General features: G+C 74.1%; 14 protein-coding genes. 11 read left to right on the top strand and 3 right to left on the bottom strand.

Features of this window, described 5'->3' with window-relative positions:
• Positions 1-147: 147 nt before the first annotated feature.
• Positions 148-1098, top strand: a complete 951-nt coding sequence (locus ACFP3V_RS21535) for a quinone oxidoreductase family protein (RefSeq protein ID WP_380585885.1) — start codon at positions 148-150, stop codon at positions 1096-1098.
• Positions 1099-1297: 199 nt separating this feature from the next.
• Here ACFP3V_RS21535 and aceB read toward each other — a convergent pair whose 3' ends face one another.
• A complete protein-coding gene (gene aceB / locus ACFP3V_RS21530) occupies positions 1298-2896 on the bottom strand; it encodes a malate synthase A (RefSeq protein ID WP_380585884.1) in 1599 nt (532 codons plus the stop codon).
• Positions 2897-3052: 156 nt separating this feature from the next.
• Between aceB and ACFP3V_RS21525 the strand changes: the two genes are divergently transcribed.
• The gene (locus ACFP3V_RS21525) at positions 3053-3856 is read left to right on the top strand and encodes an IclR family transcriptional regulator (RefSeq protein WP_380585883.1); all 804 of its coding nucleotides are present in this window, start codon (positions 3053-3055) and stop codon (positions 3854-3856) included.
• Between the two features lie 394 nt (positions 3857-4250).
• Here the strand turns inward: ACFP3V_RS21525 and ACFP3V_RS21520 are convergent, their stop codons facing one another.
• The gene (locus ACFP3V_RS21520; protein ID WP_380585881.1) at positions 4251-4832 is read right to left on the bottom strand and encodes a nucleotidyltransferase family protein; all 582 of its coding nucleotides are present in this window, start codon (positions 4830-4832) and stop codon (positions 4251-4253) included.
• Between the two features lie 129 nt (positions 4833-4961).
• On the opposite strand from ACFP3V_RS21520, the gene moaA reads away from it, so the two are divergent.
• The 4 genes from moaA to ACFP3V_RS21500 all read left to right on the top strand — a co-directional run bounded on the left by moaA (position 4962) and on the right by ACFP3V_RS21500 (position 8871).
• Positions 4962-6017 (top strand): GTP 3',8-cyclase MoaA, encoded by a 1056-nt coding sequence (moaA, locus tag ACFP3V_RS21515; protein ID WP_380585879.1) that lies wholly within the window; start codon positions 4962-4964, stop codon positions 6015-6017.
• A 111-nt stretch (positions 6018-6128) separates the two neighbouring features.
• Positions 6129-6878: a hypothetical protein gene (locus ACFP3V_RS21510; RefSeq protein ID WP_380585877.1), complete on the top strand. Its 750-nt coding sequence runs from the start codon at positions 6129-6131 to the stop codon at positions 6876-6878.
• Positions 6879-6986: 108 nt separating this feature from the next.
• A complete protein-coding gene (locus ACFP3V_RS21505; protein ID WP_380585875.1) occupies positions 6987-7736 on the top strand; it encodes a hypothetical protein in 750 nt (249 codons plus the stop codon).
• 130 nt (positions 7737-7866) lie between these two features.
• Positions 7867-8871 (top strand): DUF2637 domain-containing protein, encoded by a 1005-nt coding sequence (locus ACFP3V_RS21500; protein ID WP_380585873.1) that lies wholly within the window; start codon positions 7867-7869, stop codon positions 8869-8871.
• A 129-nt stretch (positions 8872-9000) separates the two neighbouring features.
• Here ACFP3V_RS21500 and ACFP3V_RS21495 read toward each other — a convergent pair whose 3' ends face one another.
• Complete coding sequence (locus ACFP3V_RS21495; RefSeq protein ID WP_380585871.1) at positions 9001-11130, bottom strand: ATP-binding SpoIIE family protein phosphatase; 2130 nt, start codon at positions 11128-11130, stop codon at positions 9001-9003.
• A gap of 885 nt (positions 11131-12015) precedes the next feature.
• On the opposite strand from ACFP3V_RS21495, the gene ureA reads away from it, so the two are divergent.
• The 5 genes from ureA to ACFP3V_RS21470 all read left to right on the top strand — a co-directional run bounded on the left by ureA (position 12016) and on the right by ACFP3V_RS21470 (position 17024).
• Positions 12016-12738, top strand: a complete 723-nt coding sequence (gene ureA, locus ACFP3V_RS21490) for an urease subunit gamma (protein ID WP_380585869.1) — start codon at positions 12016-12018, stop codon at positions 12736-12738.
• Between the two features lie 65 nt (positions 12739-12803).
• Positions 12804-14501 (top strand): urease subunit alpha, encoded by a 1698-nt coding sequence (locus ACFP3V_RS21485; RefSeq protein WP_380585910.1) that lies wholly within the window; start codon positions 12804-12806, stop codon positions 14499-14501.
• A 32-nt stretch (positions 14502-14533) separates the two neighbouring features.
• Complete coding sequence (locus ACFP3V_RS21480; protein ID WP_380585867.1) at positions 14534-15586, top strand: agmatine deiminase family protein; 1053 nt, start codon at positions 14534-14536, stop codon at positions 15584-15586.
• Positions 15586-16185 carry a TetR/AcrR family transcriptional regulator gene (locus tag ACFP3V_RS21475; protein ID WP_380585865.1) on the top strand — a complete coding sequence of 200 codons (600 nt, stop codon included), beginning with the start codon at positions 15586-15588 and terminating at the stop codon, positions 16183-16185. Before ACFP3V_RS21480 ends, ACFP3V_RS21475 begins: the two co-directional genes overlap by 1 nt.
• Positions 16186-16241: 56 nt before the next feature.
• The gene (locus ACFP3V_RS21470; RefSeq protein WP_380585863.1) at positions 16242-17024 is read left to right on the top strand and encodes a DUF4328 domain-containing protein; all 783 of its coding nucleotides are present in this window, start codon (positions 16242-16244) and stop codon (positions 17022-17024) included.
• Positions 17025-17191: the final 167 nt, after the last annotated feature.

The following is a 17191-nucleotide window of genomic DNA, read 5'->3' as shown; positions in this document are numbered from 1 at the left end:
CCGACCCCGGGTGCGCACTGGGACGGTGTGCCACCCGGTCCCCCGCACGGGGGCACAGCCCCGGATCCACGGCGAGGATCCGGGGCTGCGTGCTGTCCGCGAGCGGCGGTGGTTGCCTCCATACCTACCGGTCGGTATCTTCGCGGCATGAAGGCGATCCAGATCGAAGAATTCGGCGGCCCGGAGGTCCTGCGGTACGTCGACCTGCCCGAACCCACCGCTCAGCCGGGCCAGCTGCTGATCGACGTGGACGCCTGCGGCGTCAACTACGCGGACACGCACGCCGTGGAGGACTCCTACCTGTCCCGCAGCAAGCTCCCGATGGTGCCGGGCGGCGAGGTCGTCGGCCGCACCGCGGACGGCCGCCGTGTCGTGGCCCTGACGGCGACCGGCGGCTACGCGGAGAAGGCGGTCGCCTGGGAGGCCATGGCCACGGAGGTCCCTGACGCGGTGTCGGACGAGGCGGCGCTGGCGCTCGTGGTCCAGGGGCTCACGGCGTGGAACCTGCTCCGGACCAGCGCCCGGCTCCAGCCGGGCGAGTCGGTCGTCGTCCACGCGGCGGCCGGCGGCACCGGGTCCCTGGCCGTCCAGCTGGCCAAGCGCTTCGGCGCGGGGCGCGTGATCGCCACGGCCTCGACGAAGGAGAAGCGCGACCTGGCCCTGGAACTGGGCGCGGACGTGGCCGTGGACGCGGACCCGGAGGACCTCAAGTCCCGCCTGGAGGAGGCGAACGGGGGCAAGAAGGTCGACGTCGTCCTGGAGATGACCGGCGGCCCGGTCTTCGACGCGTCGCTGGCGGCCCTGGCCCCCTTCGGCCGCCTGGTCACCTACGGCCTCGCCTCGCGCGAGGAGCCCAAGCCGATCACGGCGGGCGCGCTGATGGGCCACTCGCGGGCGGTGGTGGGCTTCTGGCTCATGCACGTCCTGGGCAAGCCGGCGCTCCACGCCGAGCCGATGGCGGAACTGCTGGCCCTCGTGGCCGAGGGTGTGCTCAGGCCCCAGCTGGGCGGCGTCTACCCGCTGGCGGAAGCGGCCCGCGCCCATGAGGACCTCCGCGGTCGGCGGACCACCGGCAAACTCGTCCTCAAGCCCCGCTGAGCGCCCCGCCAGGGGCGCGGGGAACTGCGCGACCAGCCCACCGCCCAGGGGCGTCCGGCCCTTCGGACGGGTCGAACCTCCGTGGGTGGTGGGCTGTCGCGCAGTTCCCCGCGCCCCCGAGGGGCCCGCGGGGCGGACGGCGCCCGACGGAGGACCTCCCCAGGTGTCGTCGGGCGCCGCCGGTCTCTGTGGCTGCGGGCTACAGCAGCTCGTACCCCGGCAGGGTCAGGAAGTCCGGGAACTCGTCCGCCAGCGCGACCTGTTCGAACAGGCGGGCTGCGTCACCCCACCGTCCACCGGGGAACTCGCCCTCCAGCGCGGCCAGTTCCTCGGCGATGAGCCTCCGCACCAGCTCCGGGCCCACCTTCTCCCCGGTGTCCGCCAGGACCACCCCGTTGTGCACCCACTGCCAGATCTGCGAGCGCGAGATCTCCGCCGTGGCGGCGTCCTCCATCAGGTTGAAGATGGCGACCGCCCCCAGCCCCCGCAGCCACGCCTCGATGTACCTGAGGCCGACCTGGACGGCGTTGTGCAGACCCGCGTGCGTGCACTGCCCGCCCGTGCCCGCGACGTCCAGGAGCTGATCGGGCGTCACCCGCCCCTCGGGGACGATGTCCTTCTGGTTCGGCCGCTCCCCCAGCACCGCGTCGAACGCGGCCCGGCAGACGGGGACCAGGTCCGGGTGGGCGACCCAGGAGCCGTCGAAGCCGCCGCCCGCCTCCCGCTCCTTGTCGGCCCTGACCTTCTCCAGCGCCGCCGCGTTGACCTCCGGGTCGCGCCGGGACGGGATGAACGCCGCCATGCCGCCGATCGCGTGGGCGCCACGCCGGTGGCAGGTCTGCACCAGGAGCTGGGTGTACGCGCGCATGAACGGCGAGGTCATGCCCACGGTGTTGCGGTCGGGGAGGACGAAGCGCTCGCCGGCGTCGCGGAAGTTCTTGATGACCGAGAACAGGTAGTCCCACCGGCCGGCGTTCAACCCGGCGGCGTGGTCCCGCAGTTCGTAGAGGATCTCCTCCATCTCGAACGCGGCCGTGATCGTTTCGATCAGCACCGTGGCCCGGATCGTCCCGTGGGCGATCCCCGACGCCCGCTGCGCGTGCGTGAAGACGTCGTTCCACAGCCGCGCCTCGAGGTGGCTCTCGGTCTTCGGCAGGTAGAAGTACGGCCCGGAGTTGGGGTCCTGCTCGCCGCGGGCCAGCAGCCGGGCGGCGTTGTGGAAGAAGTAGAGGCCGAAGTCCACGAAGGCCCCGGCGACGGGCTCGCCGTCCACGGTCAGGTGGGCCTCGTCCAGGTGCCACCCGCGCGGGCGGACCACGATGGTGGCCAACTCCGCGTCGGGGCGCAGCGCGTAGCTCTTGCCCTCCGCCGAGGTGAAGTCGATCCGGCGCTCCAGCGCGTCGATCAGGTTGAGCTGGCCGTCGACGACGTTGTGCCAGGTCGGGGAGGTGGCGTCCTCGAAGTCGGCGAGCCAGACCCGGGCGCCGGAGTTGAGCGCGTTGATGGTCATCTTGCGGTCGGTGGGACCGGTGATCTCCACCCGCCGGTCCTGCAGCGCACGGGGCGCGGGGGCGACCTGCCAGTCCCCGGCGCGCACCTCGGCGGTCTCGGGGAGGAAGTCGAGCGTGCCGGTCTCGGCGATGCGGGCGCGGCGCTGCCGGCGCAGCGCGAGCAGTTCGCGGCGGCCGGGTTCGAAGGTGCGGTGCAGGTCCGCGACGAAGGCGAGGGCGTCCGGGGTGAGGACCTCCTCCTGCCGTTCGACGTGCGGGCCGCTGACGGTGGTTCCGGACTGGCCCATGGCGGGCGCCTCCACGAAGGAACGTAGGACTGCGGATTGACTGCGATGACTGCGGAAGGGACGTGCACTTCTGTAAGGTGGAGGCTAGTTTCCGCGATGCAGAATTTCAACACTTTGTTGAAACCATGCCGGACCCCGTGACGCAGGAAGGCACCCGTGGCCGCCAACTCCGCCCCGCTCGATCCGCCGAACGCCGACCGCAGCGGCGGCGTCCAGTCCGTCGAACGCGCCTTCCAGCTGCTCGAAGTGCTGGCCGACGCGGGCGGGGTGAGCACCCTCAGCGACCTGGCCTCGGCCTCCGGCCTGCCGATGCCCACCATCCACCGGCTGATCCGGACCCTGGTCCTGCAGGGCTACGTCCGGCAGGACACGGCCCGACGCTACACCCTGGGCCCCCGCCTGATCCGCCTCGGCGAGACGGCGGGTCGCCTGCTGGGCAGTTGGGCCCGGCCGTTCCTGGCCGAGCTGATGGAGGCGACCGGCGAGACGGCCAACCTCGCGGTGCTGGAGGCCGGCGAGGTGGTCTACGTCGGCCAGGTGCCGTCCCGGCACTCGATGCGGATGTTCACCGAGGTCGGCCGGAGGGTCCAGCCGCACTGCACCGCCGTGGGCAAGGTGCTGCTGGCCCAGCTGCCCCGCCCCGAGGCGGCCGCGGTGCTCGGCCCCGGTCCGCTGCCCGCGCACACCGTCCACACGGTGACGGACCCTCAGGTGCTGCTGGCCCAGTTCGACGCCACCCGGGCGGCCGGGTACTCGGTGGACGACCAGGAGCAGGAGATCGGCGTCCGCTGCGTCGCCGTCGTCGTCCCCGGCGCGCCCACGCCGACCGCCCTGTCCGTCTCCGGCCCCGAGGCGCGGGTCCGCGCCCTGGAGTCCCGCAACGGCGGCCAGGCCCTGGTCCCCCACATGCAGCGCGTCGCCGCCCGCCTCGGCGAGGCCCTGGCCACGAACGGGGCCTGAGCCGGACTCAGCGGCCGCCGGGGCGGGGAATGCCCAACTCCTCCTCGTCGCGGGCGAGTCGGGAGGCGAAGGCGGCTGCGGTCCGGTCCAGCAGCACCTGACCGCCCAGCGCGGGCGAACCGGGCAGCCTCGGCTGTGCCAGCGTCAGGTCGNCGGCGGCGCGCGGCCGGGACGCCGCCTCGACCATCAGCTTGAAGGCGGCGTCGCGGCGCCCGTCCAGCACGTCCCGCGGATCGAAGCGCGTGCCCGCGACCGGGCCGCGTTCGCGCAGCGGGCTGCGGCCCTTGGCGACCAGTTCCAGATTGGCGAGCGTGGCCCAGATCTCCCCTGCCCGCTCGTACGCGTCCTCCAGCCCCATCCAGCACCCCCAAGCCGACTGCGGACTGACAGGGTGTCACCGGCCCTGCAGGGCCCGCCAGTCCGCCTCCGTGTCGATGTCGGCGTTTTCGGCCACGTCCCCCACCTCCACCAGGCGCAACTCGTCCGCGTGGGCGCGCAGGAGCGCCCGCGCGCCTGCATCGCCCTGGGCTCCCGCCGCGGCCTCCGGCCAGTGGCGGCGGGCGATCAGGACCGGGTGCCCGCGCTCGCCTGCGTACGCCGCGGCCGCGAGTTCCGCCTCCTGCGCGAGCACCCGGCGGACCGCCTCCGGGGTCACCCCCGGTGTGTCCACGAGGGAGACCAGCGCCGCGTCCGACTCCGGCGGCAGCGCGGCGAGACCGGCCCGCAGGGAGGAGCCCATGCCGGTCTCCCAGTCCTCGTTGAGCACGACCTCACAGCCCGTCAGGTCGGCCCGGGCCAGCACCTCCTGGGCGGCCGCGCCCAGGACCACCAGCACCCGGGCGCACCCGCCCGCGCGCAGCACGGAGACGGCGTGCTCGACCAGCGGCCGGCCCCTGAAGGGCAGCAGGGCCTTGGGGCGGTTCCCCAGCCGGCGGCCGCCGCCGGCAGCCAGCAGCAGCGCTGTCGTGTTCCGCATGGGGCCAGCATGGCGCAGTCTGCTCCCGCCCTGCCTTGGAGGAAGCCACAAGCACGGCTGGCCACGACCGTCCCCGGTCCGGCCCATCCGCGGCTGGTTCGGCCCGCACCCCCGCGCTGTACTGGGGCGATGCCGCCACCCCAGCCGCCACTCCAGCCGGCCTCCCAGCCGGTCTCCCAACCGCAGGAACAGCCGCCCGCCCCGCTCGTCGACCGCTTCGGCAGGGTCCACACCGACCTGCGCGTCTCCCTCACCGACCGGTGCAACCTGCGCTGCACGTACTGCATGCCGGCCGAGGGGCCGGGCTGGCTGCCCGCGCCGCAACTGCTCACCGACGACGAGCTGCTGCGCCTGCTGCGGCTCGCCGTCGAACGGCTGGGCATCCGCTCGCTCCGGCTCACCGGCGGCGAGCCGCTGCTCCGCCGGGGACTGCCCGACCTGGTCGCGCGGATGGCCGCGCTGCCCGGCCGGCCCGAGCTCTCGCTCACCACCAACGGCATCGGCCTCGCCCGCAGCGCCGCCGCCCTGCGCGCGGCCGGCCTGCACCGGGTCAACGTCAGCCTGGACACGCTGCGCCCGGACGTCTTCCGGCAGCTGACGCGACGCAACCGGCTCGGCGACGTGCTCGACGGGCGGGCCGCCGCCCGCGCGGCGGGGCTCGACCCGGTCAAGGTCAACGCCGTCCCGGTGCGCGGCGTCAACGAGGACGAGATCCCCGAACTGGCCGCGTGGGCCGCCCGGCACGGCTACCGGCTGCGCTTCATCGAGTCCATGCCCCTGGACGCGCAGGGCGGTTGGGACCGCGCGGCGATGGTGACCGCGGACGAGATCCTGGCCCGGCTGGGCGAGCGCTGGCCGCTGACCCCGGTGCCCCGGGCCGGCGCCGCGCCCGCGGAGGAGTGGCGCCTCGGAGGCACGGACGCCGTCGTCGGAGTGATCGCCAGCGTCACCCGGCCCTTCTGCGGAGGCTGCGACCGGGTGCGGCTGACGGCGGACGGCCAACTGCGCAACTGCCTGTTCGCGACGGAGGAGTCGGACCTGCGGGAGCTGTTGCGGTCCGGCGCGGACGACGACCGGATCGAGGCCGCGTGGCGTTCCTGCGTGGCCGCCAAAGCCGCAGGCCACGGCATCGGCAGCGCGGAGTTCCGGCGTCCGGGACGGCCGATGTCCGCCATCGGCGGCTGAGCCGGATTCGATCATCGCCGACCTTCCGTTCGAAACGGCTACCAGCAACGGGCCGGATCAGCGAACATGGGGCCAAGCAGTACCACGACCGAGTAGAACGGACGGTCCGTCATGTCAGGTTCGGCCAAGCCCGTCCGCTGCCCTTCCTGCCGCCGCGAGCACCTCTACCAGCCGCCGGTCTTCCCGTGCGCCTGCGGGGCCTCGCTCAAGATCCCGCTGCTGCGCGGCGGGGTCCCGGTCCAGGTGCGCTTCCGCACCTGGGAGGACTCCTGGCTGAGCCTGCGCTGCCCCTCCTGCGGCCGCTCCGACCAGTGGCCGCAGCCGGAGTTCAGCTGCGCCTGCGGCGCGACCGTCCGGCTGCCGGTGGACACCTCGGTGCGCCCCACCACCCCGCGGACCGCTCCGCCTCGCCCGCAGCCGCAGCCGTCCCCGGGCCGCGCCCCGGGCCCGGCCCCGCAACCGCGCGCGCTGGCCCGCCGCCCCTTCCTGCCGCACCCGGTCCGCACCAGCGACGACGCCGTGCTGGCGGCGGCCCGGTACCTGGAGTGGCTCGGCTTCGGCGAGTTGGAGGTCTCCGACTCGCAGGACCGCGAGGGCGTCTGCCTGCTCGGCACCCGCATCGTCGCCCAGGTGGACACCTGGACCGAGCCCGCGGACCTGCGGGCAGTGGAGTGCCTGTGGCTGAACACCCTGCACGGAGACGAGCTCCAGCCCGCGATGTTCACCCTGGCCGGCTACACGATCGAGGCCCGCAACCGCGCCGACCAGCTCCTGGTGGCCCTCTTCTCGCTCGACCTGACCGGCATGCCGCAGGCCGTCAACACGGCCGCCACCGAGATGCTCCGCAACGCCACCCGCTGACGGCGCCCGCGACGCGTCCGGCCCGTACCGGTCCTGCCTCTGGCGCGAACGGTCCGGCGCGTGCTGAAATGCCGTCACCGTCAATGGCGCGGTGGAGGGAGCGGGCATTTGACGCAGCAGCAGGCGCAAGCAGCGGTCCCGGAACAGCGGCTCGACACCGACCCCACCTGGTTGCTGCGGGCGCGCGGCTGCTGGGAGGTCGCCGCCGCGCTCCTCGCCGACACGCCGCCGGACGCGCTCACCCGGGCCGAACTCCTCACCGAGGCCGCCTTCTTCCGCGGTACCGGCTGGATCGAGGCCGAGAACGCGCTGCGCCAGGCGGAGGCCGTGGCCGGCTCCCCCGAGCAGCGCGCGAGCGCCGCCTGCACCCGCGGCTTCCTCGCGTACGCCTCGACCGTGCAGCAGGTGCACGACCGCCTCGACGAGGCCCAGGCCGCCCTCGGCCGCGCCTCGGCGCTGCTGCCCCCCGAGGCGCCGCTGCGCCCGCTGCTGGACTTCCGCCGCGGCCTGATCGCCCAACTCCTGCTCGGCGACCCGGTGTCGGCCCGCGCCGCCTACCGCCGCGCCCACGCCGGGGCGGAGCAGCAGCAGGACCTGCTGCTGCTCTCCTACACCTGGCGCCACCTGGCCTCCATCGCCCAGCAGGACGGCAACCTGGCCGGCGCCCGCCACGGCTTCGCGGAGTCCCTGCGCCTGCGCGAGGAGACCGGCTTCACCGTCGGCATCGCCCCCGCCCTGACCGCGCTCGCCGACGTCTCCCCCGCCCCCGAGGCCGCCCAGCTCCGCGCCGAGGCCGCCCGCCTCGTCCGCGCCCTCGGCGGCCTGCCGTTCTGGCTGGACGTCAGTAGTACCGGCTGACAAGCGCGATCCGAAAAACCACCCGTCCGGATGTATCTGCGCCGAAACGGCGGGACGGGTTCCGGTGCTCCGCGAGGATGGTGCGCGCCCCGGGCGGAGTCTGCCCGGAGGCTCGGGAGGCGACGCGCGGATGACGATGGGCGACAGGGAGCTGAGCTGGGTGCTCGCCGGCGTGGCGGCACTCGTGGTGCTGGCCGGGCTGGTGGCGCTGCTGCGCGCCCGCGCGGGCAACACGCAAGGGACCGGCGACAGTTGGGAGCGGGCCGAGGAGCGCCGCAGACGCAAGGAGGCGCTGTACGGCTCCGCCTCCTACGTGCTGCTGTTCTGCTGCGCCGCGGTCGCGGCGGCGCTCTCGTTCCACGGCCTCGTGGGCTTCGGCGTGCAGAACCTCGGCCTGTCCGGCGGCTGGGAGTACCTGGTGCCCTTCGGGCTGGACGGGGCGGCGATGTTCTGCTCGGTGCTGGCCGTCCGCGAGGCCAGCCACGGCGACGCGGCGCTGGGGTCGCGCATGCTGGTCTGGCTCTTCGCCGGGGCGTCCGCCTGGTTCAACTGGGTGCACGCGCCACGGGGGTTGAGCCACCACGGGGCGCCGCAGTTCTTCGCGGGGATGTCCCTGTCCGCCGCGGTCCTCTTCGACCGGGCGCTCAAGCAGACCCGCAAGGCCGCACTGAGGGAGAAGGGCCTGGTCCCGCGCCCGCTGCCGCAGATCCGGGTGGTCCGCTGGCTCCGCGCGCCGAGGGAGACCTACGCCGCGTGGTCGCTGATGCTGCTGGAGAACGTCCGCAGCCTGGACGAGGCGGTGGACGAGGTCCGCGAGGACCGGCGGCAGCGCGCGGTCCAGCGCGACCAGCACCGGCTGGACGCCCGCCGCGAGCGCGCCCACCTGCGCGCGCTGAGCGCGCCCACGCGCGCCTGGGCCCGCCCCGGCGGGCGGCAAGCGCCCCTCCCAGCGGCACTGACGACGGCGGAGCCGGAGGCGGCCCCCGCGGAGCCTGCCATAAGGCAGCCCGACGCTCCCGCGACGGCGCAGGTCTTCGACCTCACCGCGGAGGACGACACGCTGACCCTTCCGCGCATCAGCACGCTGGACTCGCTGGAGCAGAAGCTCAAGGACCTGGAGCGGCTGTACGGCTGACGCACCGTCAGCGGGTCGGCCCCGACGACGCGGCCCGGCTGAGAAGCGGGCCGCCTTCCGGCGGCCGGCCCGCCGGGGTGCGCCACACGGACGTGGTCCCGTGCCCTCGACGGCTCCGCCGGCAGCTGGTCAGGCGTCGGCCGCGCCCGGCGAGACGAGCTCGAACCACATCCGCTTGCCGGAACCGCGCGGCTCCACGCCCCAGTTGTCCGACAGGGCCTCGACGAGCATCAGACCGCGGCCACTTGACGCCTGCTCACCCGGCGTACGGCGGGTGGGCCACTGGTCGGACTCGTCCTCGACCTCGATCCGCAACCGCGCCGGGCCGCCGGGGGTCTCCCGGTGCAGCCGCGCGGTCAGCATCGCGTCGCGGTCCGTGTGCACCAGCGCGTTGGTGATCAGCTCCGACGCGAGCAGCTCCACCGTGTCGGCCAGGTCCCCGACGCCCCAGCGCCGTACGGCGTCCCGCAGTTCGGCCCGCACCTCGGAGATCCGGGCCAGGTCCGCCTGGGCGATCCGGCGCCGCAACTGCTCGCGGGCGCGGCCCTCCAGCCCCTCCCAGCGCAGCAGCAGCAGGGCGATGTCGTCGTCCCGCTCGTGGCTCTCGGCGGCCCGGCCGGAGACGTAGTCGACCAGTTCGCCCAGGTCCTCGGGGTGGCCGTCCTCGAAGGAGCGGCGCAGCCGCTCCATGCCCGCGTCGAGTTCCAGCTTCCGGGTCTCCACCAGCCCGTCCGTGCACAGCAGCAGGATCTCGCCGGGGTCCAGGGTGAACCGGGTGACCGGGTACTCCAACTCCGGGTCCACGCCCAGCGGCAGGCCGCCCTGCACGTGTTGCACGGTGGCGCTGCCGTCGTTGCGCCGGACGAGCGGGTGCAGGTGCCCGGCGCGCACGGCGTACACGGAGCCGTAGTCGGCGCTGACCTCGGCGTACAGGCAGGTGGCGAAGTGCCCCGTGTCCAGGTCGGCGAGGAAGCGGGAGGCGCGCGCCATGACGGCGGCGGGCGGGTGACCCTCGGCCGCGTACGCCCGCAGGGCGATCCGCAGCTGGCCCATGACACCGGCCGCGTGCACGTCGTGTCCCTGGACGTCGCCGATGACGACGGCGACGTTGCCGCCCGGCAGTGGGATGACGTCGTACCAGTCGCCGCCGATCTGCAGGCCGTCGCCGGCCGGGAGGTACCGCACCGCCGTCTCGAACCCGGGCACGGGCGGGACCCGTCGCGGCAGCAGCACGCGCTGCAGCCCGGCCGCGAGCTCCAGTTCGGCGTCGTGCAGCCGGGCTCGGGCGAGGGACTGGGCGACCATGCCGCCGAGCGTGCTGAGCAGGGTCCGGTCGTCGTAGTCGAGGGCCCGCTCGTGGTCGAAGCTGGCGACGCAGACGCCGATGGGACGCCCGCTGGCGATCAGCGGCAGAAAGGCCCAGGAGTTCCGCTCGGTCTCGGCGACCTTGGGCCACGCCTCCGGGAAGCGCCGCGCGTAGTCGGCGCGGCTGGAGATGAACACGGGCTGACGGGTACGCAGCGCGACCGCGCCGGGATGCCCCGAGTCCAGCGGCACGCGGTCGTGGGGCACGTGGTTGGCGCCGTGGTAGCCGGTGGCGGCCCGCATCTGGATGCGCCCGTTCTCCAGCGTCGCCAGCAGCAGCCCGTCCGGCGGGATGCCGGGCAGCGGCAGTTCGGTGAAGACGCGGGCGACGTCGGCGCTGGTGACGGCCTCGGACAGGGCCCGGGCGGCTTCCCGGATGAACCGGGTCCGCTCCTCGCGCTCGGCGGCGTTCTCGTCGGCGCGGCGGCGCTTGTGCAGCTCGGCGGTGGCGTCCCAGACGAAGCCGACCATGTGGGTGGGCCGGTCCTGCTCGTCCGCGAGGACGCGACCGCGGAACCGGACCGCCCGGACGGTACCGTCGGGCATGACGGTCCGGTAGTAGGCGCCGCACTGGCCCAGCTCGTCCATGGCCCGCCGGATACGGCGGCTGACGGTGCGTACGTCGTCCGGGTGGATCAGGTCGAGGAACTCGGCCGAGCTCATGGACGGCCCGTCGGGGTCGATGACGCCGTCGGCGGGGCGCTCGGGCTCGGTCTCGACGATCGGCCCGGTCTCCAGCCCGAGGATCCGGCGAGCGCGCGCATCGCCGGCGACGCGGTCACGGCGGATGTCCCAATCGAACGATCCGATGCCGTTGGCCGCCATCGCCGGTTCCAGCCAGTCGGACGGGATGCCGAGGTCGCGGTCCCCGTCCGCCTGGGTGTCTGCCGCCATCGTTCTCCCGAGTCCTGAGTTCGTATACGGCCCCCGGACCGCTGCTGGTGGGATTGTCCGCACTTCATCCTGTCGGATGACGTGTCGCACGGCAATCCTCAACCCGGGCGCCGTTCCCGCTCCACGCCACACGCCCCCAAGCCCCGACCCCACAGGGGACGGTCGAGGCGACGGTGGCCCCGAAGGACACGGCCGAGGGGCAAGTGGCGCCGGTAAGTACAGCCCAGGGGGCAGTGGGCCCCGATAGGGCACGGCTCAGGCGGCACAGCCACGGGCCAGAGACCGCCGGACGGCAGGCCGGCGGCGAGCACGGGCTGCCAAGGCCGGGCAGCGGGCACGCGGCGAACAGGCGTGCGCCCAGGCCGGGTGGGGGCCCAATTCGGGAGACCCATCATCGCCTGTGCGGCGCTCGGCCAAGGGCGAAGCCGCAGGTCAGCCGCAGGCACGGGCCCAGCTCCCACCGCGCCAGGCGACACCGCCTCCCGCCCGCGGGCGAACCCGGGCACAGCAAGGGCCGGAGCGGGTCGACACGGAGCGCGCCCCAGAAGGCCGAAAGCCCGGGGGCGAGAGCCCTGGGCCCGGGTGCGGAAGCCCGAGAGCCCCGGGGTCGGGGCGGAAGCCCGGGAGCCCGGGAGCTCGTGGCCCCGGGGGCGGAAGCCCGAGAGCCCGGGAGCTCGTGGCCCCGGGGGCGGAAGCCCGGGAGCCGGGCCCGGCGGGAGCCCAGCGCCCCAGGGGCCCCGGGGCCCAGGGGCCGGAGGCCGGGGCCCGGTGAGGGGTCACCGGGGCTGGGTGCTCTTCCGGCCCGAAGGGCCGTTGCGTTTTGGGGCCGCAGCGGGTTGAATGCGCAGCGGAACGTTTGAACGGCATTCAAAACTGCGAGGCACCGTGCGACTGACCCCGACGGAGCGGGACCGGCTGCTGCTCTTCAACGCCGCCCAGCTGGCGCGCTCCCGCCGCGCCCGCGGCCTGCGGCTGAACGTGCCCGAGGCGACGGCGCTGATCGCCGACACCGTCTGCGAGGCCGCCCGGGACGGTCGCCGTCTCGCCGAGGCCATCGAGGCGGGCCGCAGCGTGCTGTCCGCCGAGGACGTTCTGCCGGGCGTGCCGGACATCGTGACGACCCTTCAGGTCGAGGCGGTCTTCGAGGACGGCACCCGGCTCTGTGTCATCGACGACCCCTTCCGGGGCGCGGGCTCCCTCGGCGCGGAGGCGCCGGGCGCCGCCCTGCCGGGAACCGGGGAGGGCTACGAGCCGGCGGAGGCCGCCGTCACCCTCCCGGTCCGCAACACCTCCGCCGTCCCGATCACGGTCACCTCGCACTTCCACTTCTTCGAGGCCAATCCCCGCCTCGCCTTCGACCGGGCCGCCGCCTACGGCATGCGCCTGGCCGTCCCGGCCGGATCCTCGGTCCGCTTCGACCCGGGCGCCACGGTCACCGTGGACCTGCTGCCGATCGGCGGGGCCCGCGTCGCCATCGGCTTCGCCGGGCTCGTCGACGGCCCGCTGGACGCGCCCGGCGCCCGCGAGGCGGCGCTGCGGAAGGCCCGCGCCACCGGCTATCTGACGGAGTACCAGGACAGCGAGCACGACCAGGAGGCCGGACAGTGAGCGGCAGCATCTTCGACGCGGCCGGCTGCCACGGCCGCCCCGGCCCCGTCGTCCCCGCGCACGGGATCGACCCGCACGACTACATCGCCGTCCACGGTCCCCGCGCCGGCGACCGGGTCCGGCTCGGCGACTCGGGGCTGGTGGTCCGGGTGGAGTCGGACTCCCAGCAGCCGGGCGAGGAGTTCCTGGCCGGCTTCGGCAAGACCGCCCGCGACGGCCTGCACCTCAAGGGCGCGGCCGTGCGCGACACCTGTGACGTCGTCATCTCCAACGTGCTGGTGCTGGACCCGGTGCTGGGCATCCGCAAGACCAGCATCGGCATCCGCGAGGGTCGCATCGCGGCCGTCGGGCGCGCGGGCAACCCGGACACGCTGGACGGCGTCGAGGTCGTCGTCGGGACCGGCACCACCATCGTGTCCGGCGAGGGCCTGATCGCCACCGCCGGGGCCATCGACACCCACGTGCACCTGCTCTCGCCGCGGATCATGGAGGCGTCCCTGGCCTCCGGGGTGACCACGATCATCGGGCAGGAGTTCGGCCCCGTCTGGGGCGTCGGCGTCAACTCGCCCTGGGCGCTGCGGCACGCGTTCAACGCCTTCGACGCCTGGCCGGTCAACATCGGCTTCCTGGCCCGGGGTTCGTCCTCCTCCGCCGCTCCGCTGGTGGAGGCGCTGGCGGAGGGCGGGGCCTCCGGCTTCAAGGTGCACGAGGACATGGGCGCGCACACCCGCGCCCTGGACACCGCGCTGCGCGTGGCCGAGGAGCACGACGTGCAGGTGGCCCTGCACACCGACGGCCTCAACGAGTGCCTGTCCGTCGAGGACACCCTCGCCGTTCTCGAGGGCCGCACCATCCACGCCTTCCACATCGAGGGCTGCGGCGGCGGCCATGTCCCCAACGTGCTGAAGATGGCGGGCGTGCCGAACGTCATCGGCTCCTCCACCAACCCCACGCTGCCCTTCGGCCGGGACGCCCTCGGCGAGCACTTCGGGATGATCGTCTCCGCCCACGACCTCAAGGTGGACCTGCCGGGCGACGCCGCCATGGCCCGCGACCGGATCCGCGCGGGGACGATGGGGGCCGAGGACGTGTTGCACGACCTGGGCGTCATCGGCATCACCTCCTCCGACGCCCAGGGCATGGGCCGGGCCGGCGAGACCGTGCGCCGCACCTTCGCCATGGCCGGGAAGATGAAGTACGAACTCGGCCCGATGGACGGGCAGGGCGGCTTCGGCGAGACGAGCGGCGGCGACGACAACGAGCGGGTGCTGCGCTACCTGGCCAAGCTGACCATCAACCCGGCCGTCGCGCACGGCCTCTCGCACGAGATCGGCTCCCTGGAGCCGGGCAAGCTCGCCGACATCGTGCTGTGGCGGCCGGACCACTTCGGCGCCAAGCCGCAGCTGGTGCTCAAGGCCGGCTTCCCCGCCTACGGCGTCACCGGCGACCCGAACGCCTCCACCGACCGCTGCGAACCGCTGGTCCTCGGACCGCAGTTCGGCGCCCACGGCGCGACCGCCGCCGACCTCTCGGTCGCCTTCGTCGCGGAGGCCGCGCTGCAGAACGGCGACGGCATGCCCACCCGGCGCCGGCGCGTCGCCGTGCGCGACACCCGCGGCATCGGCCCGCGCGACATGCTGCGCAACGGCCGCCTCGGCCAGGTCGACGTGGATCCGCGCACCGGACTGGTCTCGCTGGACGGCGAGCCGCTGCGCTCGGTCCCGGCCGAGTCCGTCGCGCTCAGCCGCCTCTACTTCCTCTGACCCGCCCTCAACCCCGCACCGGAGCACGCCCCATGACGAACGACCAGACCCCCGCCGCGCTCGGCTTCTCGATGCCGGCCGAGTGGACGCCGCACGAGCGCACCTGGATGGCGTTCCCCACCAGCAACGACACCTTCGTCGGCGACGAACTGCACCTGGCCCGCCAGGCCTGGGCGAACGTGGCCAACACCATCGTCCGCTACGAGCCGGTGACGCTGATCGCCAACACCGGCGAGGGCGAGACCGCCAAGCAGTACCTCTCCCCCGAGGTCGAGGTCGTCGAGCGGCCGCTGGACGACGCCTGGATGCGCGACATCGGCCCGACCTTCCTCACCGACGGCAAGGGCTCCGTCGCCGCCGCCGACTGGATCTTCAACGGCTGGGGCGCCCAGGACTGGGCCTCCTGGGAGCACGACCAGCACATCGCCGAGGAGATCACCGAGCTGACCAGCGTCCGCCGCTTCGCCTCGCGCCTGATCAACGAGGGCGGCGGCATCCACGTGGACGGGGAGGGCACCGTCCTGCTGACCGAGACGGTGCAGCTGGGCGAGGGCCGCAACAGCGACTGGACCAAGGAGCAGGTCGAGGCGGAGATCCACGCCTTCCTCGGCACCACCAAGGCGATCTGGGTGCCCCGCGGCCTGACCCGCGACTACCAGCGCTACGGCACCCGCGGCCACATCGACATCGTCGCGGCCTTCCTGCGTCCGGGCACCGTCGTCGTGCACAGCCAGCCGGACCCGGCGCACCCCGACTTCGAGGTCACCAGGGAGATCGTGGAGCTGCTGCGCAACTCGACGGACGCACAGGGCCGCCGGCTGGAGGTCGTCGAACTCCTGGCCCCCACCGTGCTGTTCGAGGAGGGCCCCGAGGGGCCGGAGCCGGTCGACTACTCCTACATCAACCACTACCTGTGCAACGGCGCGGTGATCCTTTGCGCCTTCGACGACGAGCGCGACCAGCTCGCCGCCGAGGTCTTCGCCAAGGCGTTCCCGGACCGGAAGGTCGAGTTGGTGGACGCCCGCGAGATCTTCGCCAACGGCGGCGGCATCCACTGCATCACCCAGCAGCAGCCCCGCGGCTGATGGCAGCTCAGTCGCGCAGGCGTCCGGCCCGGCCCCGGGAGGAGGTGTTCGCCGTCGCCATGGCCGCCATCGCCCGGGAGGGCCTGGCCTCGCTGACCATGGCCGCGCTCGGCCGCGAGCTGGGTATGAGCGGCGGGCACCTCCTCTACTACTTCGGCAGCAAGGACCAGCTGCTGCTGGAGACGCTGCGCTGGTCCGAGGCCCAACTCGGGGAGCGCCGGGCGCACTTGCTCGCCGACGGGGGCAGCGCCCGGGCCCGTCTCGACGCCTTCGCGGCCCTCTACCTGCCCACCGGCCCGGGTGACCCGCGCTGGACGCTGTGGGTGGAGGTGTGGGGGCGCTCGCAGGCCAGCGAGCAGATCCGGGCCGGCCAGGTGGAGATCGAGGCGGCGTGGCGGTCCGACCTGGTGGCGCTGCTCCGGGAGGGCATCGCCGCCGGGGAGTTCCGCCCGACCGACCCGGAGCGGACGGCGATACGGCTGGGTGCGCTGCTGGACGGGTTCGGCACCCCCATCGTCATCGGGCTGCCGGGCGCGGACCGGGAGGCGGCGCTCGCGCACGTCGCCGAGCATGTGGCGGAAACCCTGGCGCTGGTCTGAACCGGTCGCATAGCATCAGCCGCCCGACTCCACCGGCTCCCACGAGGGGATTCTCCGTGCTCTGCCCGTCCTGCCAGACCGCCGCGCCGCCCGACGCCACGGGCCGCTGCTCCCACTGCGGTTACCTGGCGGCGCCCGTCCCGCCCCCCGGCTACTTCCCGACCGCCTACGTCAGCCCCCAGGCCCCGACCGGCATCGCGACGGCGGTCCAGGTCCTGCTGGGCGTCAGCGCGCTGTTCATCCTGCTGGTGATGGGCGTGGACATCTGGTCCCGCGGCGACTCCGGCTCGGACGGCACGGCGGCGGCGCTGGGCCTGGTGAGCCTGCTCAACCTGGCGCTGTACGCGGCCACCGGCATCTGCTTCATCGTCTGGGCCTTCAAGTCGGCGAAGCTCTCGCAGATCCTCGCCCCGGGTCGGCAGCCGCTCGCCCCGGGCTGGGCGATCGGCGGCTGGTTCATCCCGCTGGGCAACCTGGTCCTGCCCCGCCTCGTCCTGGGCGGCATCTGGCGCGCGGCGCTCCCGCTCCAGCCCGAGCCCCCGCTGCGGAAGCCGCCGACTCTGCTGGTGACCTTCTGGTGGCTTGCGTTCGTCGGCAGCGAGCTGATCGACGCGGCCGGAACGATGCTCGGCGCGGTCTGGGCCGGACTCGACCACGCGACGCTGACGGACAGTCAGCAGACGGCCGTGCTGGTCGTGTCCACGGTCGGCAACCTGATCCGCCTCGTGGCGGCGGTGCTGGCCGTCCTGATGATCCGCCGGATCACGGCGATGCAGCAGGTTCGCATCCTGCAGGGACCTGCGCCCCAGTTCCCGTACCAGCCGCTCTCCCACCTGTAGTTGCCCCCGCCCCGTAGCGGCGCGAGGCTGCAGAGAACCGTGCGGCTCCGCCGCGTGGGCGCGAGCAGCACACCGGCCGGGGAGGTCCGTCCCGCATACGAGGCCGAAGCCCCCGGAGTGCGGGCCGGTCGCGCCCACGCGGCGGAGCCGCACGGTTCTCTGCAGCC

The sequence above is a fragment of the Streptacidiphilus monticola genome (assembly GCF_042658505.1).
GTDB classification, from domain to species: Bacteria; Actinomycetota; Actinomycetes; order Streptomycetales; family Streptomycetaceae; genus Streptacidiphilus; species Streptacidiphilus monticola.
Note: the sequence above shows the minus strand (reverse complement) of the source record. Positions and strands in the feature narration are given on the sequence as shown.